23 protein-coding genes are annotated in these 22,481 nt (G+C 47.3%); 14 read left to right on the top strand and 9 right to left on the bottom strand.

The window, feature by feature from the left end; genetic code table 11:
- Window positions 1-61 precede the first annotated feature (61 nt).
- The 10 genes from skp (at window position 62) to tilS (ending at window position 11,055) form a co-directional block, all read left to right on the top strand.
- On the top strand, window positions 62-562 hold the full coding sequence (skp, locus tag M2387_RS25280; RefSeq protein ID WP_259053582.1) for a molecular chaperone Skp: 501 nt from the start codon (window positions 62-64) through the stop codon (window positions 560-562).
- 3 nt (window positions 563-565) lie between these two features.
- A complete protein-coding gene (gene lpxD, locus M2387_RS25275; RefSeq protein ID WP_259053581.1) occupies window positions 566-1,591 on the top strand; it encodes a UDP-3-O-(3-hydroxymyristoyl)glucosamine N-acyltransferase in 1,026 nt (341 codons plus the stop codon).
- Window positions 1,592-1,739: 148 nt separating this feature from the next.
- Window positions 1,740-2,195 carry a 3-hydroxyacyl-ACP dehydratase FabZ gene (gene fabZ, locus M2387_RS25270; RefSeq protein WP_259053578.1) on the top strand — a complete coding sequence of 152 codons (456 nt, stop codon included), beginning with the start codon at window positions 1,740-1,742 and terminating at the stop codon, window positions 2,193-2,195.
- Between the two features lie 3 nt (window positions 2,196-2,198).
- Window positions 2,199-2,987 (top strand): acyl-ACP--UDP-N-acetylglucosamine O-acyltransferase, encoded by a 789-nt coding sequence (lpxA, locus tag M2387_RS25265; RefSeq protein WP_259053576.1) that lies wholly within the window; start codon window positions 2,199-2,201, stop codon window positions 2,985-2,987.
- Window positions 2,988-4,136 (top strand): lipid-A-disaccharide synthase, encoded by a 1,149-nt coding sequence (gene lpxB / locus M2387_RS25260; RefSeq protein WP_259053574.1) that lies wholly within the window; start codon window positions 2,988-2,990, stop codon window positions 4,134-4,136.
- Entirely contained in the window at window positions 4,133-4,729 is a 597-nt protein-coding gene (gene rnhB, locus M2387_RS25255) for a ribonuclease HII (RefSeq protein ID WP_259053572.1), read from the top strand. Before lpxB ends, rnhB begins: the two co-directional genes overlap by 4 nt.
- A gap of 35 nt (window positions 4,730-4,764) precedes the next feature.
- Window positions 4,765-8,247 (top strand): DNA polymerase III subunit alpha, encoded by a 3,483-nt coding sequence (gene dnaE, locus M2387_RS25250; RefSeq protein ID WP_259053570.1) that lies wholly within the window; start codon window positions 4,765-4,767, stop codon window positions 8,245-8,247.
- Window positions 8,248-8,259: 12 nt separating this feature from the next.
- The gene (gene accA / locus M2387_RS25245; RefSeq protein ID WP_259053568.1) at window positions 8,260-9,219 is read left to right on the top strand and encodes an acetyl-CoA carboxylase carboxyl transferase subunit alpha; all 960 of its coding nucleotides are present in this window, start codon (window positions 8,260-8,262) and stop codon (window positions 9,217-9,219) included.
- A 93-nt stretch (window positions 9,220-9,312) separates the two neighbouring features.
- Complete coding sequence (locus M2387_RS25240) at window positions 9,313-9,702, top strand: VOC family protein (RefSeq protein WP_259053566.1); 390 nt, start codon at window positions 9,313-9,315, stop codon at window positions 9,700-9,702.
- A gap of 36 nt (window positions 9,703-9,738) precedes the next feature.
- Entirely contained in the window at window positions 9,739-11,055 is a 1,317-nt protein-coding gene (gene tilS / locus M2387_RS25235) for a tRNA lysidine(34) synthetase TilS (protein WP_259053564.1), read from the top strand.
- A 69-nt stretch (window positions 11,056-11,124) separates the two neighbouring features.
- Here tilS and rof read toward each other — a convergent pair whose 3' ends face one another.
- Window positions 11,125-11,385 (bottom strand): Rho-binding antiterminator, encoded by a 261-nt coding sequence (gene rof, locus M2387_RS25230; protein WP_259053562.1) that lies wholly within the window; start codon window positions 11,383-11,385, stop codon window positions 11,125-11,127.
- Entirely contained in the window at window positions 11,372-11,572 is a 201-nt protein-coding gene (locus M2387_RS25225; protein WP_259053560.1) for a YaeP family protein, read from the bottom strand. The genes rof and M2387_RS25225 overlap by 14 nt, the downstream gene beginning before the upstream one ends.
- A 191-nt stretch (window positions 11,573-11,763) precedes the next feature.
- Between M2387_RS25225 and M2387_RS25220 the strand changes: the two genes are divergently transcribed.
- From M2387_RS25220 to nlpE, 3 genes are read left to right on the top strand one after another with little or no spacing between them, the layout of a single operon-like run.
- A complete protein-coding gene (locus M2387_RS25220; protein ID WP_259053611.1) occupies window positions 11,764-12,309 on the top strand; it encodes a YaeQ family protein in 546 nt (181 codons plus the stop codon).
- The gene (arfB, locus tag M2387_RS25215; protein ID WP_259053557.1) at window positions 12,306-12,728 is read left to right on the top strand and encodes an alternative ribosome rescue aminoacyl-tRNA hydrolase ArfB; all 423 of its coding nucleotides are present in this window, start codon (window positions 12,306-12,308) and stop codon (window positions 12,726-12,728) included. Before M2387_RS25220 ends, arfB begins: the two co-directional genes overlap by 4 nt.
- A gap of 34 nt (window positions 12,729-12,762) precedes the next feature.
- A complete protein-coding gene (gene nlpE, locus M2387_RS25210; protein ID WP_259053554.1) occupies window positions 12,763-13,452 on the top strand; it encodes an envelope stress response activation lipoprotein NlpE in 690 nt (229 codons plus the stop codon).
- Window positions 13,453-13,533: 81 nt separating this feature from the next.
- On the opposite strand, the gene M2387_RS25205 is transcribed toward nlpE, so the two are convergent.
- From M2387_RS25205 to metN, 7 genes are all read right to left on the bottom strand, one after another.
- Window positions 13,534-15,537: an autotransporter outer membrane beta-barrel domain-containing protein gene (locus M2387_RS25205; protein ID WP_259053552.1), complete on the bottom strand. Its 2,004-nt coding sequence runs from the start codon at window positions 15,535-15,537 to the stop codon at window positions 13,534-13,536.
- 393 nt (window positions 15,538-15,930) lie between these two features.
- Window positions 15,931-17,649, bottom strand: coding sequence for a proline--tRNA ligase (gene proS, locus M2387_RS25200; protein ID WP_259053550.1), 1,719 nt, complete (start codon window positions 17,647-17,649; stop codon window positions 15,931-15,933).
- A gap of 160 nt (window positions 17,650-17,809) precedes the next feature.
- Entirely contained in the window at window positions 17,810-18,517 is a 708-nt protein-coding gene (gene tsaA / locus M2387_RS25195; RefSeq protein ID WP_259053548.1) for a tRNA (N6-threonylcarbamoyladenosine(37)-N6)-methyltransferase TrmO, read from the bottom strand.
- On the bottom strand, window positions 18,514-18,921 hold the full coding sequence (gene rcsF, locus M2387_RS25190; RefSeq protein WP_259053546.1) for an Rcs stress response system protein RcsF: 408 nt from the start codon (window positions 18,919-18,921) through the stop codon (window positions 18,514-18,516). The genes tsaA and rcsF overlap by 4 nt, the downstream gene beginning before the upstream one ends.
- Before the next feature lie 112 nt (window positions 18,922-19,033).
- Complete coding sequence (locus M2387_RS25185) at window positions 19,034-19,849, bottom strand: MetQ/NlpA family lipoprotein (RefSeq protein WP_259053543.1); 816 nt, start codon at window positions 19,847-19,849, stop codon at window positions 19,034-19,036.
- A 68-nt stretch (window positions 19,850-19,917) separates the two neighbouring features.
- The gene (locus tag M2387_RS25180; protein WP_259053541.1) at window positions 19,918-20,571 is read right to left on the bottom strand and encodes a methionine ABC transporter permease MetI; all 654 of its coding nucleotides are present in this window, start codon (window positions 20,569-20,571) and stop codon (window positions 19,918-19,920) included.
- The gene (metN, locus tag M2387_RS25175) at window positions 20,564-21,595 is read right to left on the bottom strand and encodes a methionine ABC transporter ATP-binding protein MetN (protein WP_259053539.1); all 1,032 of its coding nucleotides are present in this window, start codon (window positions 21,593-21,595) and stop codon (window positions 20,564-20,566) included. Before metN ends, M2387_RS25180 begins: the two co-directional genes overlap by 8 nt.
- A gap of 188 nt (window positions 21,596-21,783) precedes the next feature.
- Between metN and gmhB the strand changes: the two genes are divergently transcribed.
- Window positions 21,784-22,350 (top strand): D-glycero-beta-D-manno-heptose 1,7-bisphosphate 7-phosphatase, encoded by a 567-nt coding sequence (gene gmhB / locus M2387_RS25170; RefSeq protein ID WP_259053538.1) that lies wholly within the window; start codon window positions 21,784-21,786, stop codon window positions 22,348-22,350.
- Window positions 22,351-22,481 lie beyond the last annotated feature (131 nt).

The raw sequence follows: 22,481 nt of genomic DNA, 5'->3' as shown, positions 1-22,481 counted from the left end.
CTGGCAGGGAATCAAAAAAGACGTGTTTTCGGACACACATTGGGATGGTAAGGAGTTCATTTTGAAAAAGTGGTTAGTTGCCGCAGGTCTTGGTATTGCTTTAGTTACTTCTGCCAGTGTTCAGGCAGCTTCTGACATTGCAGTCGTAAATATGGGCAGTTTATTCCAGCAAGTTGCACAGAGCTCAGGTGTTTCCAATACACTGGAAAATGAGTTCAAAGGCCGTGCTTCTGAGCTGCAAAGCCTGGAAACGAATCTGCAAACTAAGATGCAACGTCTGCAACGTGATGGTTCTACCATGAAAACGGCAGAACGTAATAAGCTGGAAAGCCAGGTAATGTCTGAGCGTGAAGCTTTCGCCAGCAAAGCACAGGCATTCGAGCAAGACCGTAACCGTCGTTCTAACGAAGAACGTGGCAAACTGGTCACCCGTATCCAGGCTGCAGTGAAGAAAGTTGCCGACGACAAGCGTTATGATGTTGTACTGGATGCCAGTACTGTTGCTTATACCGGTAAGAACGTTACAGATATCACATCAGACGTACTGAAACAGGTTAAATAAGCCATGGTTTCGATTCGACTGGCTGATTTAGCTCAGCAGTTGGATGCGGAATTGCACGGTGATGGCGAGCTCGTCATCACCGGCGTCGCATCTATGCAAACGGCCCAGGCCGGCCAGGTAACGTTTATCGTTAATCCACGTTACCGTGAACAGCTGACAACCTGTCAGGCTTCTGCTGTCGTAATGACAGAAGCAGACCTGCCTTATGCTAAAAGCGCTGCATTAGTTGTTAAGAACCCTTATCTTACCTATGCACGCATGGCACAAATTCTTGATACCACGCCTCAGCCTGCCAGCAATATCGCACCCAGTGCGGTGATTGATGCCAGTGCTGTGCTTGGTAAGAACGTCTCAATTGGTGCCAATGCCGTTATCGAATCTGGTGTCGAACTAGGTGATAATGTCGTCATTGGTGCCGGTTGTTTTGTCGGTAAAAAGACTAAAATTGGCTCCGGCAGTCGTTTATGGGCGAACGTCTCAATTTATCATGAGATTGAAATCGGCTCAGATTGTCTGGTTCAGTCCGGAACGGTAATCGGTGCTGATGGCTTTGGCTATGCCAACGATCGCGGTAACTGGATAAAAATACCGCAGCTGGGTCGAGTGATTATCGGCAATAAGGTTGAAATTGGTGCCTGTACTACCATCGATCGTGGCGCACTGGATGACACGATAATCGGTAATGGTGTTATTATTGATAACCAGTGCCAGATAGCCCATAACGTCGTGATTGGTGACAATACGGCGGTTGCTGGCGGTGTTATTATGGCCGGTAGCCTGAAAATTGGTCGCTACTGCATGATAGGTGGCGCCAGTGTAATTAATGGTCATATGGAAATCTGTGACAAGGTGAATATCACCGGAATGGGAATGGTTATGCGCCCAATAACCGAACCTGGTGTATACTCCTCTGGTATTCCATTGCAGCCAAATAAAGTGTGGCGTAAAACCGCGGCACTGGTGATGAATATTGATGACATGAGCAAACGCTTAAAAGCCATCGAACGTAAGGTCAATCAACAAGATTGAGCACCAGTTTTGCCGTGTATACCGACACTGACACTTAAGGTCAGCGGTCAGGATATAGCGCCAATTGATTTGCGGCCTGCGACTTTCTCCGGATAGTCGCAGGCCGTGTTATTACTGCCATTTAGCATATTTAGACAGGAAGAGTATTTTGACAACTGACACTCATACTCTGCACATTGAAGAGATTTTAGAGTTGCTCCCGCATCGTTATCCGTTCTTGCTGGTGGATCGCGTTTTGGACTTTGAAGAAGGCCATTTTCTGCGGGCGGTAAAAAATGTTTCTGTTAATGAACCATTTTTCCAGGGCCATTTTCCAGGTAAACCGATTTTCCCCGGTGTACTGATTTTGGAAGCGATGGCGCAGGCGACCGGTATTCTGGCATTTAAAAGCGTAGGTAAACTGGAACCAGGCGAGCTGTACTACTTCGCGGGTATCAATGACGCACGCTTTAAACGACCGGTAGTACCTGGCGACCAGATGATTATGGAAGTAACCTTTGAGAAAACCCGTCGCGGTCTGACGCGTTTCAAAGGCGTTGCAACAGTGGACGGTAAGATTGTTTGCGAAGCAACAATGATGTGTGCACGTAGCCGGGAGACCTAATTCGTGATTGATAAATCTGCCTTTATTCATCCATCAGCCATTGTTGAAGAGGGTGCCGTTATTGGCGCTAATGTTAACATTGGTCCATTTTGTATTGTCGGCTCTGACGTCGAAATTGGTGACGGGTCCGTACTGAAGTCTCATGTTGTTATCAACGGTCATACTAAAATTGGTCGCGATAATGAGATTTATCAGTTCACGTCTATCGGTGAAGTTAACCAGGATCTGAAATACGCCGGTGAGCCTACGCGTGTTGAAATTGGTGACCGTAACCGTATTCGTGAAAGCGTGACGATTCATCGGGGGACCGCTCAGGGTGGTGGATTAACGAAGGTAGGCAGCGATAATCTGCTGATGATTAATGCGCACGTTGCGCATGATTGTACTGTCGGAAATCGCTGTATCCTCGCGAATAATGCCACCCTGGCCGGACATGTTTCTGTCGATGATTTCGCCATTATTGGTGGTATGACCGCAGTACATCAATTCTGTATTATTGGTGCTCATGTCATGGTCGGCGGCTGTTCGGGTGTAGCCCAGGATGTACCCCCTTATGTTATCGCTCAGGGTAACCATGCCACTCCATTCGGAGTGAACATTGAAGGGTTGAAGCGTCGTGGTTTCAGCAAAGAGGCAATTAACGCCATCCGTCATGCATACAAAGCGCTTTACCGTAGCGGTAAAACTCTGGAAGAAGCTAAGCCGGAAATTGCTGAAATTGCAGCACAACACCCGGAGGTGAATGCCTTTATCGAATTCTTTGCGCGTTCAACGCGTGGCGTGATTCGTTAAATGAAGGCTGGACGTCCCCTTACGATTGCACTGGTCGCCGGAGAAACCTCCGGCGATATTCTTGGTGCAGGCCTGATACGTGCCCTGAAAGCACAAGTCCCGGATGCACGCTTCGTTGGCGTTGCCGGTCCCTTGATGCAGGCAGAAGGCTGTGAAGCCTGGTATGAAATGGAAGAACTGGCAGTGATGGGTATTGTCGAGGTCGTTTCTCGCCTGCGCCGCCTGCTGCATATTCGTGCCGATTTAACCAAACGTTTTACCGCATTACAGCCAGATGTCTTTGTGGGTATCGACGCGCCTGATTTTAATATTACGCTTGAAGGTAAGCTTAAAGCGCGTGGGATCAAAACTATCCACTACGTAAGCCCTTCCGTTTGGGCCTGGCGACAAAAACGGGTTTTCAAAATTGGCAAAGCTACCGATCTGGTACTGGCATTTTTACCTTTTGAAAAAGCGTTTTACGATAAATTTAATGTTCCTTGTCGGTTTATTGGCCATACGATGGCGGATGCGATTCCGCTGACGCCGGATAAACAGGCAGCCAGACGTACGCTGGGTATAGCTCCTGAGGCAAAATGTCTGGCATTGTTACCGGGAAGCCGCAACGCTGAAGTTGAGATGCTCAGCGCTGATTTTCTGCGTACCGCACAGATACTGCGTAAACGCTGGCCGGCACTTCAAGTTTTGGTGCCACTTGTGAATAGCAAACGCCGGGAACAGTTCGAGAGAATTAAAGCTGAAATTGCTCCGGAGCTTGACGTCCATCTGCTGGATGGCAAGGCGCGTGAAGCAATGATTGCCAGCGATGCCGCTTTACTGGCCTCAGGTACTGCAGCTCTTGAATGTATGTTAGCAAAATGTCCTATGGTCGTTGGCTATCGTATGAAGCCTTTCACCTTCTGGCTGGCAAAGCGCCTGGTTAAAACTGACTATGTTTCTCTGCCTAATTTGCTGGCAGGAAGAGAGCTGGTGACCGAGCTTCTGCAAGATGAATGCGAGCCTATCGCTCTGGCAACCGCTTTACTGCCGTTGCTGGAAGAAAGCAGCGAAAGTCATGAGATGCATGAAGAGTTTCTCCGCCTGCATCAGCTGATTCGTTGTAATGCTGATGAGCAGGCGGCGGCGGCGGTACTGGAGCTGGCGCAATGATTGAGTTTATCTATCCTCACTCGCATCTGGTTGCGGGCGTCGATGAAGTCGGTCGCGGACCGCTGGTCGGAGCCGTGGTAACCGCTGCTGTGATTCTTGATCCAGCAAGGCCGATTATCGGTCTGGCAGATTCAAAAGCGCTTTCAGAAAAACGCCGTCTTTCTCTGTTTGATGAGATAGTCGAAAAAGCGCTAAGCTGGAGCCTCGGACGGGCAGAACCGGAAGAGATTGACCGCCTGAATATTCTGCACGCCACTATGCTGGCGATGCAACGCGCTGTTGCCGGGTTGAGTATCGTGCCTGAATATGTCCTGATTGATGGTAACCGCTGTCCCTCCCTGCCGATGCCTTCACTGGCAGTGGTTAAAGGGGATAGCCGAGTCGCTGAAATCAGTGCGGCATCAATACTGGCTAAAGTGACCCGCGATCGCGAGATGATTGAACTGGATGCTCGTTTTCCGCAATATGGTTTTGCCCAACATAAAGGGTATCCGACCGCTCTTCACCTGGAGAGACTGGCTGAACATGGTGCTACTGAGCATCATCGTCGCAGCTTTGCTCCTGTCAAACGCTCACTTGGGCTGCTCTCCTGATAATCAGGTATCAGAGCAGAATTAATGGATGACAGATGGCTGAACCCCGCTTTATTCACCTTCGGGTGCACAGTGACTATTCTATGATTGATGGCCTGGCGAAAGTCGGGCCGTTAGTCAAAAAAAATGCTGCCTTAAATCTGCCTGCACTGGCGATTACCGATTTCACCAACCTGTGTGGCTTAGTGAAATTTTATGGTTCCGCGCATGGCGCAGGAATGAAGCCGATTATCGGTGCTGATTTTAATGTCGCCACCCCTCTGCTGGGTGATGAGTTTAGCCATTTGACGGTGCTGGCAGCGAATAATACCGGATATCATAACCTTACATTGTTGATATCCCGCGCATACCAGCGTGGCTACGGTCCTGCAGGTCCTTATATTGATATCGAGTGGCTGGCGGAGCTTAACGAAGGCCTGATTCTGATTTCCGGTGGTCGGCTGGGCGATATCGGTAAAATGCTATTGCGCGGCAATCAGCCTCTGGCTGAACAGTGTCTGGAATTCTATCAGCAATATTTTGCCGATCGTTTCTATCTGGAGCTCATTCGCACTGGTCGTCCGGATGAAGAACAGTATATCCACGCAGCGGTCGATTTTGCACAGATTCACGGCTTGCCTGTGGTGGCAACCAATGATGTACGGTTTATTAATGCCGAAGATTTTGATGCCCATGAAATTCGTGTTGCGATACACGATGGCTTCACGCTTGATGATCCTAAACGCCCGCGCAACTATACCTCACAGCAATATATGCGCAGTGAAGAGGAGATGTGTGAGCTTTTCTCAGACATCCCTGAGGCACTAGAAAATACGGTTGAGATTGCCAGGCGCTGTAACACCACCGTCCGGCTCGGTGAATATTTTTTACCTCAGTTCCCGACTGGTGAGATGACGACCGAAGACTTCCTGGTACTGAAATCCCGGGAAGGGCTGGAAGAGCGTCTTGAGTTCTTATTCCCGGAGCCTGAAGTTCGTGCCGAGAAACGCGGCGAATATGATGAGCGACTGGATATTGAACTTCAGGTGATTAACCAGATGGGCTTCCCGGGTTACTTCCTGATAGTCATGGAATTTATTCAGTGGTCCAAAGATAACGGGGTTCCTGTAGGACCTGGGCGAGGCTCTGGTGCGGGTTCGCTGGTCGCTTATGCATTGAGCATTACCGATCTCGATCCGCTCGAATTTGACCTCCTGTTTGAACGTTTTCTGAATCCAGAGCGCGTATCGATGCCTGACTTCGATATCGATTTCTGTATGGAAAAACGCGATCTGGTAATTGATCACGTCGCAGAAATGTACGGGCGTGAAGCGGTATCACAGATAATCACTTTCGGTACTATGGCGGCCAAGGCAGTTATTCGTGACGTTGGACGCGTATTGGGGCATCCCTACGGCTTTGTCGACAGGATTTCAAAACTGATCCCGCCCGATCCGGGTATGACCCTGGCGAAAGCCTTTGAAGTAGAACCTCAGCTGCCAGAAATCTATGAGGCAGATGAAGAGGTTAAAGCGCTGATCGATATGGCGCGCCAGCTTGAAGGTGTCACTCGAAATGCCGGTAAACATGCCGGTGGTGTCGTTATAGCACCCACCAAAATTACCGATTTCGCCCCATTATATTGTGACGAGCAGGGTCAGCATCCGGTTACTCAGTTTGATAAGAACGATGTGGAATATGCAGGTTTAGTCAAATTCGACTTCCTTGGTCTGCGTACGCTCACTATCATCAACTGGGCGCTGGAAATGATCAATGCCAAACGGGAGAAGAAGGGTGAAGATCCCTTAGATATTGCGGCTATTCCGTTGTATGACAAAAAAAGCTTCGATATGCTACAGCGTTCGGAGACGACCGCCGTATTCCAGCTTGAATCCCGCGGTATGAAAGATTTGATCAAGCGTCTGCAGCCGGACTGTTTTGAAGACATGATAGCCCTGGTAGCGCTGTTCCGTCCGGGGCCCTTGCAGTCGGGCATGGTGGATAACTTTATTGACCGTAAACACGGTCGCGAAGCGATTTCCTACCCTGATATTCAGTGGCAGCATGAAAGCCTGAAACAGGTGCTGGAGCCGACGTATGGCATTATCCTCTATCAAGAACAGGTAATGCAGATTGCCCAGGTTCTCTCGGGTTATACTCTGGGCGGGGCGGATATGTTACGTCGTGCCATGGGTAAAAAGAAACCCGAGGAAATGGCGAAACAGCGCTCAAGTTTTGAAGATGGCGCCAAAAATAATGGTGTGGATGGCGAACTGGCCATGCATATCTTTGACCTGGTAGAAAAATTTGCCGGTTACGGATTTAACAAATCGCACTCCGCAGCCTATGCGCTGGTTTCGTATCAGACACTTTGGTTGAAAGCGCACTATCCGGCTGAGTTTATGGCTGCGGTAATGACGGCTGACATGGATAATACCGATAAAATTGTCGGCCTGGTTGATGAATGCTGGCGTATGGGGCTGAAAATACTGCCACCGGATATTAACTCCGGGCTTTATCACTTCCACGTCAATGATGATGATGAAATTGTCTATGGCATAGGGGCGATTAAAGGTGTTGGCGAAGGGCCGATTGAAGCGATTATAGAAGCCCGAAATGAAGGCGGATATTTCCGTGAGCTGTTTGATCTCTGTGCCAGAACCGATACTAAAAAGCTTAATCGGCGGGTGCTGGAAAAACTGATTATGTCCGGTGCGTTTGACCGGCTTGGTCCTCACCGTGCTGCGTTAATGAATGCGCTGGGCGATGCACTGAAAGCCGCCGATCAGCATGCGAAAGCAGAAGCGATTGGTCAGGCGGATATGTTTGGCGTGCTGGCCGAAGAGCCGGAGCAGGTTGAAAAGTCTTACGCCAGCGTTGTCTGCTGGCCGGAACAACGGGTACTGGATGGCGAACGTGAGACCTTAGGATTGTATCTTACGGGTCACCCTATCACTCAGTACCTGAAAGAAATTGAGCGTTACGTCGGTGGCGTGCGCCTGAAAGAGATGCATCCGACAGATCGTGGTAAAGTGGCTACGGCTGCCGGATTGGTAATTGCCTCGCGGGTAATGGTCACTAAGCGAGGCAATCGTATCGGTATCTGTACACTGGATGACCGTTCAGGTCGTCTGGAAGTGATGTTATTTACAGATGCGCTAGAAAAGTACCAGCATTTGCTGGAAAAAGACCGTATCCTGATCGTTAGCGGACAAGTCAGCTTTGATGACTTCAGCGGAGGGCTTAAAATGATGGCCCGAGAGCTGATGGATATCGATGAAGCACGTGAAAAATATGCGCGTGGACTTGCTATCTCGCTGACGGACAGGCAAATTGATGACCAGCTTTTAAACCGTCTCCGTCAGTCTCTGGAACCCCATCGTTCGGGGACAATTCCGGTACATCTCTACTATCAGAGGTCGGATGCACGGACCCGGCTGCGCTTCGGTGCAACCTGGCGTGTTTCTCCAAACGATCGTTTACTAAACGATCTGCGGACCCTGATAGGTTCGGAGCAGGTGGAACTGGAATTTGACTAAAACAGGAATATTATGAGTCTGAATTTCCTTGATTTCGAACAGCCGATTGCAGAGCTGGAAGCGAAAATTGATTCCCTGATGTCGGTTAGCCGTCAGGATGAAAAACTGGATATTAATCTGGATGACGAAGTTCAGCGCTTGCGTGAAAAAAGCGCTGAGCTGACACGTAAAATCTTCGCAGATTTAGGTGCATGGCAAATTGCTCAACTGGCACGTCATCCACAACGTCCTTATACGCTTGACTACATTCGAATGGCGTTTGATGACTTTGATGAATTAGCGGGCGATCGTGCCTACGCTGATGACAAAGCTATTGTGGGTGGAACGGCGCGTCTTGATGGGCGTCCAGTGATGATCATTGGTCATCAGAAAGGGCGTGAAACCAAAGAGAAAATTCGTCGTAACTTTGGCATGCCAGCGCCGGAAGGTTACCGTAAGGCTTTACGCCTGATGGAAATGGCTGAGCGTTTTAAAATGCCAATTATTACCTTCATTGATACTCCTGGTGCCTATCCTGGTGTCGGAGCAGAAGAGCGCGGACAGTCTGAAGCTATCGCACGTAACCTGCGTGAAATGTCCCGCCTGAAAGTACCTATTATCTGTACTGTCGTCGGTGAAGGCGGTTCCGGTGGTGCGCTGGCGATTGGCGTGGGTGATAAAGTGAATATGCTGCAGTACAGCACCTATTCCGTTATCTCCCCGGAAGGCTGTGCTTCCATTTTATGGAAGAGCGCCGATAAAGCCCCGCTGGCTGCTGAAGCCATGGGTATTATTGCTCCACGCCTGAAAGAACTTAAGCTGATTGATACGGTCATCACTGAACCTTCGGGTGGTGCTCACCGTAACCCTGAGCAGATAGCTGCGTCTTTACGTACCCAGCTGCTGGCAGATTTGGCCGATCTTGATGTGCTGAATACTGAGGAGCTGTTAAACCGTCGTTATCATCGTTTGATGAATTACGGCTACGCATAATCAGCGGGAAGTATTCGGGTAAGTTAAATGACACCCTGCAAGTGCTAACAGCTTGCAGGGTGTTTTATTTTCAGGCGAGCATGGGGGACTTTTATGTTAGGGTTAAAGCAGGTGCATCATATCGCGATTATTGCCACGGATTATGCCCGCAGCAAGCAGTTCTATTGTGATGTATTAGGTTTCACGTTACAGGCTGAAGTGTACCGGGAGGAACGTGATTCGTGGAAAGGCGATTTAGCCTTGAATGGTCAGTATGTTATCGAGCTTTTTTCCTTTCCCTCTCCTCGTGCCAGAGCCAGCTATCCTGAGGCCTGTGGATTACGGCATTTAGCCTTTAGCGTCGATGATATTCACCGGGCAATACAGCACCTTGAACACCACTTCGTGGTGTGTGAAGCGGTTCGGATCGACCCGGTTACTGAAAAACTGTTTACCTTTTTCACCGATCCTGATGGTTTACCACTCGAGCTTTATCAACAGTAACCTTCTGTAGCTACTCAGGTTGTTTTAGATAAGATTATGGATATCAGCCAACTTCTGACTTTTTTACAATCACATCGTCGTCTGCTGGTAGCCTTCAGCGGCGGACTTGACTCAACGGTCTTATTACACCAGTTAACGCTACTACGTGACTCTGTAGCACCAGATCTCCAGCTCCGTGCTATGCATGTTCATCACGGCTTAAGTGCGCGGGCCGATAGCTGGGTTGCCCACTGTCAGTCTCTTTGCCATCAATGGAATGTCCCCCTGGAAGTGGCTTATGTTAAGTTGCCCGCAGGTGGACAGGGAATTGAGGCAGAGGCCCGGCAGGCGCGTTATCAGGCATTAACTCAGACACTCTTCAGGGATGAAGTTCTCCTGACAGCACAGCATCAGGACGATCAGTGTGAAACAGTCTTACTATCCCTGAAACGGGGGAGTGGTCCGGCAGGTTTATCGGCAATGCCTGAGCGGCTTGATTTTGCGCATACCCAGCTGTTACGCCCTTTACTGAATACGAGCCGTGCCGAGCTTGAGCGCTGGGCGGATGAGTATAAGCTGAGCTGGATAGAGGACGAGAGTAACCAGGACGATAAATACGATCGTAATTTTTTACGTTTACGCGTGCTCCCCGTTATCCAGCAGCGCTGGCCGCATTTTGCCCGAAGTGTGACGCGCAGTGCGCAGTTATGCGGGGAGCAGGAACAGCTGCTGGATGAACTGCTGGCGGAACAACTCACAGACGTAATGTCAGATAAGGGCTCGCTGCATATTGCTCCGCTCTGTGAAATGAGCGATGCCCGACGCTATGCAATTCTGAGACGCTGGTTCAGATTTCACCAGGCAATGATGCCTTCGAGGTCGGCCCTGCAACGGATGTGGCAGGAAGTTGCCCTGAGCAGGGAGGATGCCAGTCCGCGGTTTCAACTGGGGCAGCATGAAGTTCGACGCTTTCAGGGGGCGTTATACTGGGTGCCGATGACTCATACCGATAAAGATAAAATTTATGCCTGGCCTGAGCCTTTTACACCTCTGACACTGAGTGGGCTTGGTACTTTGTCATCGGTACGGCGTAACGGAACAGTCGTTCGTACACCTGAATCTGATGAAGCAGTGACGGTGCGATTTAAAGCCAGTGGCTTACACCATATTGTCGGTCGTGATAAAGGGCGAATGCTGAAAAAAATATGGCAGGAGCTCAATATTCCCCCCTGGCAACGCGAAATAACACCATTACTGTTTTACGGGGAGCAGCTAATTGCGGCAGTTGGAGTCTTTGTCACCAAAGAGGGTGAAGCTTCAGTCAGTGATAGCTGGCAGATAGTTTTTAACCCGGGTGATGGGTCGGTCGCTTGAAGGGGCTGTAACTGCCCCACCTGGCAAGCCAGCGGCCTGTCGGGTGGGCATTGTCTCTTTAATAACGGTTCATTCTTCGCTGACAATGATAGTGCCAATATCAGGATGGCTGAAGCTGTGTATCCTATCGAGACGTATTTCTCGTTTATTCTCGCTACTCTCTACTACCAGATACTCGATGTTCTTGCGAGATACCAGATCCTGAGCTTTCGCTTTGAAAACTTCAGTATCTTTTAACTCCAGCGTGATAAGTAAATGCCGCTGGCAGGCAAGCTCAAGATTATCGTAGTCGTCGCAATTGATGGGTTGGTAGACATCATTCATTGACATAATCGCTCACCAGTAAGTTAGCGGCAGCATAAGCCGCCTGTTCCCTGACCGACTCAGATATTGCTTCGCTGGATGCAACGTTGTTAAGAACCATCAAAACGCAATTTAGCGCATCCGGAACGTATCCCAAATCACCACTTGCGATTTCTGCATAGCGCTTTCGTATCAGCTCACAATACTTTTCCACACACCCTCCTTCCAGAAGCCTGACTTTGCGGCATGTAATCCATCACTCTACGAAGATAAATCCTGTTTAGCAAGGCGACTATATCACAGTGATTGATTTGAAATAAATGAGTCTGCTAATGACAGAGATTAGGCAACAGCCTTTTAGGGAAATCTTCGCTACAATAGCGACAATTATTGAAAGGAGGAATGATGGCGTTAAAAGCAACAATTTATAAAGCAGTGGTGAATGTAGCCGATCTTGACAGGAATCTGTTTCTGGATAGCCATCTCACACTGGCACGTCATCCCTCTGAAACCCAAGAACGCATGATGTTACGTTTATTGGCCTGGATTAAATACGCTAACGAACGGTTACAATTTACCCGTGGATTATGTGCTGACGATGAGCCAGAGGTGTGGTTAAAAAACGACCACCTGGGAATCGATTTATGGATAGAGCTAGGCCTTCCGGAAGAACGGCGTTTGAAAAAAGCCTGTAGTCAGTCGGCCGAAGTTGCACTCTTTACCTATAATAGTCGTGCAGCCCAAGTGTGGTGGCAGCAACATCAGAGCAAGGCAAGCCAGTTTAAGAATCTATCTATCTGGTATCTGGACGATGAACAACTTGGCAAGTTAAGTGATTTCGCTACCCGAACGATGAATCTGCAAGCGACCATTCAGGATGGTGCTATCTGGTTGTCTGACGATACCAGTAATCTGGAAATCCACTTTACCTGTTGGCTACAATCAGCATGATTAGAGTTTCGCAAAGATTATCCATTCCGGAAAATGAAGTCGTGATGACAGCTATCCGATCCCAGGGCGCGGGTGGACAGCATGTCAATAAGACCTCGACAGCCATTCATTTACGGTTTGATATCTCTGCCTCCAGCCTGCCAGAATCTGATAAAGCTCAGTTACTGGGGCGAACTCACCATTTAATTACGCCTGAAGGGATTGTGGTGATTAAAGCGCAGTCCTATCGCAGCCAGGATATGAATCGTGAGGCTGCGCTGGCTCGTTTAGTGGCACTTATTCAGGAATTAACGGTCGTACCTAAAAGCCGTAAAGCAACCAAACCCACGCGAGCGTCGAAAGAACGTCGTCTGGTGTCAAAAGCGCAAAAATCAGAAACGAAATCCCGGCGTGGCAAGCTCCGTGATTATTCCCACTAGCCGCAGGGATGGGTATCCGCATAAGGAAGAGACAATGAGTAAAAAAGTTCTGACCGTAGTCGCAGTACTCAGTTTATTTGCTCTGTTTGGCTGTAATAATCGCAATGATACTCAGGCGGTTGCCTCTGAACACACCATGCCATTGAAACCGATGCAGCAAAGCTATCGGGGCATCATTCCCTGTGCCGATTGTGAAGGTATTGAAGCCTCGCTGTATCTTGATGCATCAGGTACCTGGATAATGAATTATATCTATCTGGGGAAAAATACCTCATTCGCGAGTTATGGTGAGTGGGCCCGTACCGGGAATAAACTGGTACTGACATCAAGCCAGGGCGAGAAGCAGTATTTCTTACCTAAAGATGACAGCCTGGTTATGCTGGACGCTGAAGGAGAGCCAATTCAGTCATCACTGAATTTCACGCTCAAAGCGGTCAGCCTCACATTACCGACGACCCCGATGGCCATGAAAGGGGAATATACCTATATGGCCGATGCCGCAATATTCAAAGATTGTGGCAGCGGGAAAATTTATCCGGTCGACAGCAATGCCGCCCTGCAAAATGCTTATCTGGACGTTCGCGATGAAAACGTTCTGCCAGTATTACTGCAATTTGATGCGCATTTTATTCAGCAGCCGAAACCGGATAGCGACACGCTCCAGAATGTTCTGGTGTCAGATGGTAAGGCAAAATTCTTTCCCGGGAAAAACTGTCAAAGTTGATAGTATCTGTGCTTAATGAAACGGATTGCGTAGAAATATAAATTTTTACGCTTTCTTATCTGGTTAATACAAAGTAATAACCTAGAAACTGAACTGGATCCCGAGACTGGCATTGACCGGACTTTCTATTTTATTGCCCTTTTGATAATCCATTTCGGCCCATGCCGATAAGTTGTCTGCTATCTGCAGCGTACTTCCTAAACCATATTTACCGCATGTCCCGGTGTCGGGAAGCGGTAAGGTTATTCCATTGATCATCAGAGTATTATCGCCGACTAATTCACGGGATATCGCTATTTTAAGATAAGGATGAACGCGTGAATTTTTAAGGCTGAATGGTACTCCTAATACGACTCCTGCTTCGCCATCCAGATTGGATGTTTTGGGTAACGTGGTTGCCAGTCCATTATCCAGAACGTGATCCACTTTACTGGTCCGGAAATAGCTTGTTTTCCCATAGGGTGTTAATGCCAGCATTTGCGTTAAGGGTATAAGATAACCTACTTCGGAAGCCAGAGTGAATCCATATTGATGATACTGGCCTGTTGTTATCTGATTATTATTCATGGTGACATTAATTTCATGGGAAAATTTATTTATTTTTAGGGCGTTATCCCAATAGAAACCTGAATTATCTAACCATGCAGCATACAGACCACCACTCTCACTGTTGATGTTACCCTGTCCTGTTTTTTCAGATTTAATGGCTGTATTGCTGTCAGAAAGAAAACCACCCAGTAACCAGCGGCCATAGTTAAAATGAATACTGTTATCAAGACCTATTTGTACCCCTTGAAGATGAGCATGGAAGCCAGAGTTATTACTGGTGGTGAAGTGGCTGCTATTTTTTAAATATCGCATCCAGAGTGAGAACGTTTCTCCATGATAGCTTATATCCTTCCTGCGTTGGTGGATCGAGCTCATCTCGGTTGACATAATATATCGGGAGGCACTGGCCATATTCATGACGGCCTGTGCGCTACGGCTCATCGTTGGGGTACTGTTTTTTACGATGGGTTGATGGCTGACTGGGTGGGAAATACTCATAGTACTCTGTATCGCTGTGGAAGCTGGTTGGGCAGATAACTTTCCGAAGTCAGTGTCACTATTGCCAGCGTATTCGGGAGATAAATACCAATCGCTGTGCCCTGCAGTTTGGTTATGTTGTAGGGTATATTGCCATACGCCAGCTTCGACAATACCGTTGCTATTCAGTAAATCAAAATGTGCATCCCCTTTATCGATACAGATAAGGGGAACCCGCTGTGGTGTTATGGGTTCATAACCACTATCTTCAATAGTCAGACCAAAACGACCGGATGCAGACTCATGGACTATGATTTTATCACTTAGTCCTCCCGCTAAATGGCTGCTCAGTATAAAATCTCCGCTACCAGAGAGCGTATTCATCTTAAGCTGATTAAATTGCATCTGAGGAATATACCCTTCCATGCTTAATGAACTACCAGGCTGCATAACAAGGTGGTCAATATGAGTGATTATCATATCACCGGTTTGTTTATGATAGTCATTATCATCATGTTTATCTATCCATTCTGAAGAGGGGGAAATAAAGGCTTTGCCAGCAAGGTTTAGATTTCCAATATAAACATTTCCTGATATTTCTGGTGTGCCGAAAGATATATTGCCATTGGTTCTATGAACATTCTTGATATTTAATCTGGCATTTTTTTCAACAATTAAATACCCTGCTGAAATAGAACCTGTTTCCATGATAAGGTGGCTTTGGTCATTAAATTTTGTGTTTTGGATAATCGGATAACTCAATAATTCTTCACCTGCATTAAACATATGAATAGAACTACGATCACTTACATTAGAGTTACTCAGTAATGAATTCCCATTAAGAGCAAGATGTGAATCTCCGGTTAATCGCAGAGAGTCAGCTTTATTGCCTTGATACAGATGTAATTTCCGATTGTGATAATTTTTGCCTGACATGAGATTATAGTCTACAGCATTATCCCATGATATGAGATCATAGTTTACAGCATTATCCCATGATGCATTTGATTGAATAGACGTGAATAGTGAAATTAAGAAAATAATAAATGATGATTTCATTGTGTTTATGACTCTCCGTGTCATAGATATAAAAGATCATGCTATCGCTGATATTCTATAATAGTAACAAAATGACTGCCTACTAAATTATTTCTGTCGGGAGTGTTTATTGCGGTTTTTTAATATTAATTATTTTTTTGTGATTAATATTAAAAACACTGATCAGGAATAATGAGTATTGTATTAACAGTCTTTTTATAATGTTTAATATACTTTATTTAATGTTGTTTATATTTTAAAAGAATTTCTTGTGAAGCAGGAGTAAATAATTAAGGTGGAAGACCGATGGGTAATAGAAATATAATTAAACGCGAATATAAGATCTGTACTCGAGTGAGATGATTTTCTCAACGGGAGTACAGATCTGAAACTACTTTTCAGTGCAAGACAGCATTATCCTTTGATTTTTTTAACCAGAAAATCAACGATTTCGCCAGTCTTAATCATTTGCTTGTCACCTTCACGACGACTTTTGTATTCAATCTCTTCGTTATCGAGGTTACGATCGCCGATAACGATGGAGTGTGGAATACCAATCAGTTCCATATCTGCAAACATCACGCCTGGACGCTCTTTACGGTCATCCAGCAGCACTTCAATGCCCTGGGCACGTAATGTAGTGTAGAGCTCTTCTGCCAGTTGCTGTACACGGAAAGATTTGTGCATATTCATTGGCAGGATAGCAACGTGGAACGGAGCAATCGCATCCGGCCATAAAATACCGCGGTCATCAAAGTTCTGCTCGATAGCGGCAGCAACAACGCGCGTTACACCGATACCGTAACAGCCCATCGTCAGAGTCTGATTACGACCATCTTCACCCTGAACGGATGCTTTCAGCGCTTCCGAGTATTTAGTACCCAGCTGGAAGATATGACCGACTTCGATACCTCTTCTGACCATTAAGGTACCTTTGCCATCCGGGCTAGGATCGCCAGCTACGACGTTACGAAGATCGGCAACTTCTGGCAAGGCAACATCACGTTCCCAGTTAATGCCGATAAAGTGCTTACCATCGATATTAGCGCCAGCCGAGAAATCACTCATTACAGCGACGCTACGGTCGGCAATGACCGGAATATTCAGGTTAACTGGCCCCAGTGAACCAGGTCCTGCTTTCACAATAGCGCGAATTTCTTCTTCAGTTGCGAATGTCAGCGGGCTGGCAACTTGTGGAAGTTTGTCTGCTTTGACTTCGTTCAGCTCATGATCGCCACGTACCAGTAAAGCAATCAGCGGCGCAGCACTCTCTTCGCTTGCTTTAACCAGTAAGGTCTTAACCGTTTTTTCAATTGGCAGCGAGAATTGCTCTACCAGATCTGCAATGGTTTTAGCATTCGGCGTGTCGATTTGGCTCATTTCCACCGTTGGTGCAGCCCGGCTGGTGGCCGGAGCGACGGCTTCTGCAAACTCAATATTGGCTGCATAATCTGAACTATCAGAGAAGATAACGTCATCTTCACCGCTGTTTGCCAGAACTTGGAACTCGTGGGAAGCACTGCCGCCGATTGAACCGGTATCTGCTTGTACAGCACGGAAATCCAGGCCCATACGGGAAAAGATCTTGCTGTAAGCTTCATACATCTTGTCATAGGTCTCTTGCAAAGATTCCTGTGAAGTATGGAAAGAATAAGCATCTTTCATCAGGAATTCACGGGAACGCATGACACCAAAACGTGGACGTACTTCATCACGGAATTTGGTTTGAATCTGGAATAAATTCAGCGGTAGCTGTTTATAAGAGCTCAGCTCATTACGAATCAGGTCAGTGATAACCTCTTCATGCGTCGGGCCGAGAACAAACGGGCGTTCACCACGATCAACAAAACGTAATAATTCCGGGCCATATTGCTCCCAGCGCCCACTTTCCTGCCACAAGTCGGCTGGTTGAACGACAGGCATAGAGACTTCGATTGCACCGGCGTTATTCATTTCTTCACGCACAATGTTTTCGACCTTTTTCAGGACGCGTAATCCAGTGGGCATCCAGGTATATAACCCTGAGGCCAGCTTACGGATCATCCCGGCGCGCAGCATCAGCTGGTGACTGATCACTTCAGCATCGGCAGGCGTCTCCTTCAGGGTGGAGAGCAGATATTGGCTAGTACGCATGTTATTACGGTTCCAGTTGAACGTCGAATAGCAGGCCTGTGGCTTGCTTAAAAAATGGTTTATACCCGTCATATTTCAGATTGCCGAGCCTGTCAGCAACCTGAATTATTTCGATATAGTTTACCAGCGTGGCAGAGATGTCAAAAGAGACGGGGTTAAATTAAACCGCCTCTATGGCGAACACTTCAAAACCTTGTTCAGTGACGCGCCAGCGAACATTAAAGTCCAGCAGAGATACGGCATAGGTTTTACCTGTCTCTTCACCTTTTCGGTAAGCGGGACGTGGGTCTTGCGCCAGCACTTGTTGAATAAAGCGACTTAAATGGGGGTAACGAATTTCCAGCTGTCCCAGCTGGCGCTGAATAGCAGGGATAAAATATACCGGCATATCGGCATCAGGAGCATGTTGTGCGTAACCTGCGCGCGCTTCTGGCAGGGCTTCGGCAAAAGGTAAGTAGGGTTTAATATCGATAATGGGTGTGCCATCGACTAAATCCAGACTACCGAGCTCCAGGACAACAGACTCTTTCTGGCAGCGAATACCTTTTAATTCGACTAAAGACATGCCAACAGGATTCGGCCGGAAAGTCGAGCGGGTGGCAAATACACCGATACGCGCATTTCCACCCAGACGTGGCGGGCGAACCATCGGACGCCAGCCTCCCTCCATTGTCTGGTGAAATATAAACAGCAGCCAGATATGACTAAATCCTTCAAGCCCTCTTACTGCATCCTGTTGGTTATAAGGAGGCAGCAAGTGCAACTCTCCACCGCCATCAGCCACTAAACCTGGCTGACGTGGAACGGCAAATTTCTCTTTATAAGGAGAGTGGATAGTCCCTATCTGAGCAAACTGAAAATCGGTCATTGGGATGAGACTTGCAACGCCGAGCCTACGCAGACAGCCTGGCGATAACAGCCCGGGGCACCACTGGTAATTTCACAGCTGTGTACCAGCACTGCATTCGCTTTCATTTTTGAGGCATTAATTTGTAATCGCTTACGGGCGGTTGGAATACTGGCTGGTGAGTCCTGATTACTTACCTGGCAAGAAGCGCCGCTGACTTCACCTAAATCACGGAAGGTTTTACCCAGCAAATCTTCGGCATCAGTGTAGAGTTTTACTGGCGCAGAAGTACGGACAATTTTGGGTTTTACCGGCTTCACTTGAGGAGGTGTTGCCGTGCTTTGCACCGGTTCGACAGGAGATCTGCTTAACACGGAACAGCCGCTGAGCATAACGGCTAATAAACAGATCGGTAAAGCACGCATAATACTTCCTCAATAATTAACAATAATTGGCAACATTGAAGCAAGCTCTTGCGCAAATGACAAGACGGGCAGATGCCCGTCTTGTCATTTTATGCAAAATAAAGGCGGAAAATTACCAGCCTTTAACTGCTCCGCCGTTGAAAGCTTTATTTGCAGCATCATTTACTTCGTCAGACTGATAAGCCTGAACGAATTTTTTCACATTCTCTGCGTCTTTATTGTCTTCACGCGCAACAATCAGGTTCACATATGGAGACTCTTTATCTTCAACAAAGATACCATCTTTGGCTGGAGTCAGACCAATCTGGCTGGCATATGTAGTGTTGATGATAGCCAGAGCAATTTGGGCATCGTCCAGAGAACGTGGCAGTTGTGGTGCTTCAAGTTCCACCAGTTTCAGATTTTTTGGATTCTCTACTACATCCAGAACGGTTGGCAGTAAACCAACACCATCTTTCAGTTTAATTAAGCCTACTTTCTGTAACAGCAGCAGCGAGCGACCGAGGTTAGTTGGGTCATTCGGCAGTGCTACCTGAGAACCTGGCTCCAGGTCATCCAGTGACTTAATTTTCTTAGAGTAACCAGCGATTGGATAAACAAAGGTATTGCCTACAGAAACCAGTTTATAGCCACGATCTTTGATCTGCTGGTCAAGGTAAGGTTTATGCTGGAAGGCGTTAACATCAATATCGCCTTTGCTCAGTGCTTCGTTTGGCAGCACGTAGTCATTAAAAGTAACCAGCTCTACATCCAGGCCATATTTATCTTTAGCCACTTTCTGGGCAACTTCAGCCACTTGCTGTTCAGTACCGACAATAACACCCACTTTAATGTGGTTTGGATCTTTCTCATCCTGTCCGCACCCGACTAACGCCAGAGAACCTACCAGAACGCTTAGTGCAGCAAGAGTCTTAAGTTTAAATGTCATTTGTTTCCCTTCCTTAATATGTTCGTTTATACCCGTCAGCCTTCACTCAGGAATGATTCAGGGGCTATTTATTTATGCGTTACAACCCTGACGATACGGTCGCCGGAGAGTTGAATTAAGTACACCAAAATAACAAGTAACACTAATACCGTATTCATCACCGTTGCGTTATAGCCGATATAACCATACTGATAGCCTATTTGACCTAAACCGCCAGCACCAACAGCGCCACCCATGGCAGAGTAACCCACCAGGGTGATAAGCGTAATGGTCGCCGCATTAACCAGACCCGGTAATGATTCTGGCAACAGAACCTTACGGATTATCTGTAATGGCGTCGCACCCATTGCCCTGGAAGCTTCAATTAAGCCTGAAGGAATTTCAAGTAATGCGTTTTCAACCATACGGGCAATAAAGGGAGCTGCACCGACGGTTAAGGGAACAATTGCCGCTTGCAAACCGATAGAGGTTCCGACGATGGTTCGTGTAAAAGGAATCATCCATACCAGTAAGATAATAAAAGGAATGGAGCGGAAAATATTGACCAGCGCCGAGAGGCTACGATAGAGCTTCGCATTCGCACGGATTTGTCCGGGACGACTAATATAAAGCAATACGCCGACCGGAAGCCCCAGCACAAAGCCGAAGAAACCTGAGACAAAAGTCATGGCAAGCGTTTCATAGACACCGCGGAAGAGTAACCATACCATTGCTTCAGACATAACCGAGTACCTCTACTTTCACATGCTGTTCTTGCAACCAGGCGATAGCCGCTTCTGTATCACTGGTCGTCCCTTGCATTTCACACAACATAATTCCGAATTTCACGCCACCTGCGTAATCCATCTGCGCGCTGATGATGTTGCTGTTGACGTTAAAGTTACGTGCCGTTTGTGATAGCAGTGGGGCATCAACTGACTGACCGGTAAATTCCAGGCGCAATAAAGGAATCGTTTTATCCTGGTTATTGGCTTCCATGCGTTCAACATAATCTTGCGGAATATCCAGATGTAACGTTGACTGAATAAACTGCTGAGCCAGAGGCGTTTTCGGATGAGAGAACACTTCACTCACCGTATCTTGTTCGATAAGTTCACCGTTGCTGATAACAGCCACGCGATCGCAGATACGCTTTACCACATCCATTTCGTGGGTGATAAGCAGAATGGTCAGACCAAGGCGGCGGTTAATATCTTTCAGCAACTCCAGAATAGAACGGGTAGTTGCCGGATCCAGTGCACTGGTTGCTTCATCACACAGTAAAACTTTTGGATTACTGGCTAACGCACGGGCTATTGCAACACGTTGCTTCTGGCCGCCTGATAAATTAGCCGGATAAACATCATGTTTTTCACTTAAACCAACCAACTCGAGTAATTCACTTACACGACGGTTAATTTCTTCTTTAGACAGGTTGTCCAGCTCCAGGGGCAGGGCGACGTTACCAAAAACGGTACGGGACGACAGCAGATTGAAGTGCTGGAAAATCATACCTATCTGGCGGCGGACTTGTGTCAACTTGCTCTCAGAAAGATGCGTTAGCTCCTGACCGTCAATAAGGACGGAGCCCTGAGTTGGACGTTCAAGTAAATTCACGCAGCGTATCAGGGTACTTTTCCCTGCGCCTGAGGCGCCGATGACGCCATAAATCTGTCCGGCAGGCACATGCAAGCTGACATCATTCAATGCCTGTATCTGGCGGTTCCCCTGCAGGAATACTTTGCTGATATTGGAAAGTTTAATCATTGAGTTATTTATTATCGTATAAGTGTTAGCCGTGGCATTTTCTACTGCCAATAAGAGAGGCAACCGACATCAATATGGATGTTAAGGCATCCAGACGTCTAAATCAATCGACGAATGAATGTCTGCTCTCTCATTATGAATGAAACATGCGATACTAAAGAAAATTAAATCGTTTTAGGAGTTCTCAAGTGACACAGTCTGTCCCAGCTATCTTTCTTGACCGCGATGGCACTATTAATGTTGATACGGGTTATGTCTATGAAGTTGATCGTTTTGAATTCATCGAGGGCGTCATTGATGCTATGAAAGAACTCAAAGCGATGGGCTTTGCTCTGGTGCTTGTTACCAATCAGTCCGGAATTGCCCGTGGTCTGTTCACTGAAGCTGATTTTGAAAACTTGACTGAATGGATGGACTGGTCATTAGCCGATCGGGATGTCGAGCTCGATGGCATCTATTATTGTCCGCATCACCCCGAAGGAACTGTGGAAGAGTTTCGCCAGACGTGTGATTGCCGTAAGCCACAACCTGGTATGTTGCTTTCAGCTCAAGAGTTCCTTCATATAGATATGGCCTCTTCTTATATGGTAGGCGACAAAATTGAAGATATGCAGGCAGCTCAGGCAGCGCTTGTCGGGACCAAAGTCTTAGTTCGTACAGGTAAAGAAGTAACCCCAGAAGCTGAAGCAGCAGCAGATTGGGTGTTAAATAGCCTCGCAGACCTGCCGAAACGCATCAAACAGTTGCAAAAGTAAGCTTTGCGACTAAAAAGCGAACGAACAGCAAATTATTTGAAATTAGGGGTTGTCAGGCCCGAAGAAATCCCTATAATGCGCATCCACTGACACGGAACAACGGTTACAAACCACCGAGTCAGTCGAAGGAA

The organism is Klebsiella sp. BIGb0407 (assembly GCF_024807845.1).
Lineage (GTDB): Bacteria > Pseudomonadota > Gammaproteobacteria > Enterobacterales > Enterobacteriaceae > JGM124.
The sequence above is the reverse complement of the archived record's forward strand: the minus strand, read 5'-3'. Positions and strand labels throughout refer to the sequence as shown.

What these genes read in the sequence shown, in the direction of transcription:
- lpxD (WP_259053581.1), top strand. Translation starts at nt 566, where the DNA reads ATGGTTTCGATTCGACTGGCTGATTTAGCTCAGCAGTTGGATGCGGAA.
- lpxB (WP_259053574.1), top strand. Translation starts at nt 2,988, where the DNA reads ATGAAGGCTGGACGTCCCCTTACGATTGCACTGGTCGCCGGAGAAACC.
- rnhB (WP_259053572.1), top strand. Translation starts at nt 4,133, where the DNA reads ATGATTGAGTTTATCTATCCTCACTCGCATCTGGTTGCGGGCGTCGAT.
- dnaE (WP_259053570.1), top strand. Translation starts at nt 4,765, where the DNA reads ATGGCTGAACCCCGCTTTATTCACCTTCGGGTGCACAGTGACTATTCT.
- accA (WP_259053568.1), top strand. Translation starts at nt 8,260, where the DNA reads ATGAGTCTGAATTTCCTTGATTTCGAACAGCCGATTGCAGAGCTGGAA.
- M2387_RS25240 (WP_259053566.1), top strand. Translation starts at nt 9,313, where the DNA reads ATGTTAGGGTTAAAGCAGGTGCATCATATCGCGATTATTGCCACGGAT.
- tilS (WP_259053564.1), top strand. Translation starts at nt 9,739, where the DNA reads ATGGATATCAGCCAACTTCTGACTTTTTTACAATCACATCGTCGTCTG.
- rof (WP_259053562.1), bottom strand. Translation starts at nt 11,385, where the DNA reads ATGTCAATGAATGATGTCTACCAACCCATCAATTGCGACGACTACGAT.
- M2387_RS25220 (WP_259053611.1), top strand. Translation starts at nt 11,764, where the DNA reads ATGGCGTTAAAAGCAACAATTTATAAAGCAGTGGTGAATGTAGCCGAT.
- arfB (WP_259053557.1), top strand. Translation starts at nt 12,306, where the DNA reads ATGATTAGAGTTTCGCAAAGATTATCCATTCCGGAAAATGAAGTCGTG.
- nlpE (WP_259053554.1), top strand. Translation starts at nt 12,763, where the DNA reads ATGAGTAAAAAAGTTCTGACCGTAGTCGCAGTACTCAGTTTATTTGCT.
- M2387_RS25205 (WP_259053552.1), bottom strand. Translation starts at nt 15,537, where the DNA reads ATGAAATCATCATTTATTATTTTCTTAATTTCACTATTCACGTCTATT.
- proS (WP_259053550.1), bottom strand. Translation starts at nt 17,649, where the DNA reads ATGCGTACTAGCCAATATCTGCTCTCCACCCTGAAGGAGACGCCTGCC.
- tsaA (WP_259053548.1), bottom strand. Translation starts at nt 18,517, where the DNA reads ATGACCGATTTTCAGTTTGCTCAGATAGGGACTATCCACTCTCCTTAT.
- rcsF (WP_259053546.1), bottom strand. Translation starts at nt 18,921, where the DNA reads ATGCGTGCTTTACCGATCTGTTTATTAGCCGTTATGCTCAGCGGCTGT.
- M2387_RS25185 (WP_259053543.1), bottom strand. Translation starts at nt 19,849, where the DNA reads ATGACATTTAAACTTAAGACTCTTGCTGCACTAAGCGTTCTGGTAGGT.
- M2387_RS25180 (WP_259053541.1), bottom strand. Translation starts at nt 20,571, where the DNA reads ATGTCTGAAGCAATGGTATGGTTACTCTTCCGCGGTGTCTATGAAACG.
- metN (WP_259053539.1), bottom strand. Translation starts at nt 21,595, where the DNA reads ATGATTAAACTTTCCAATATCAGCAAAGTATTCCTGCAGGGGAACCGC.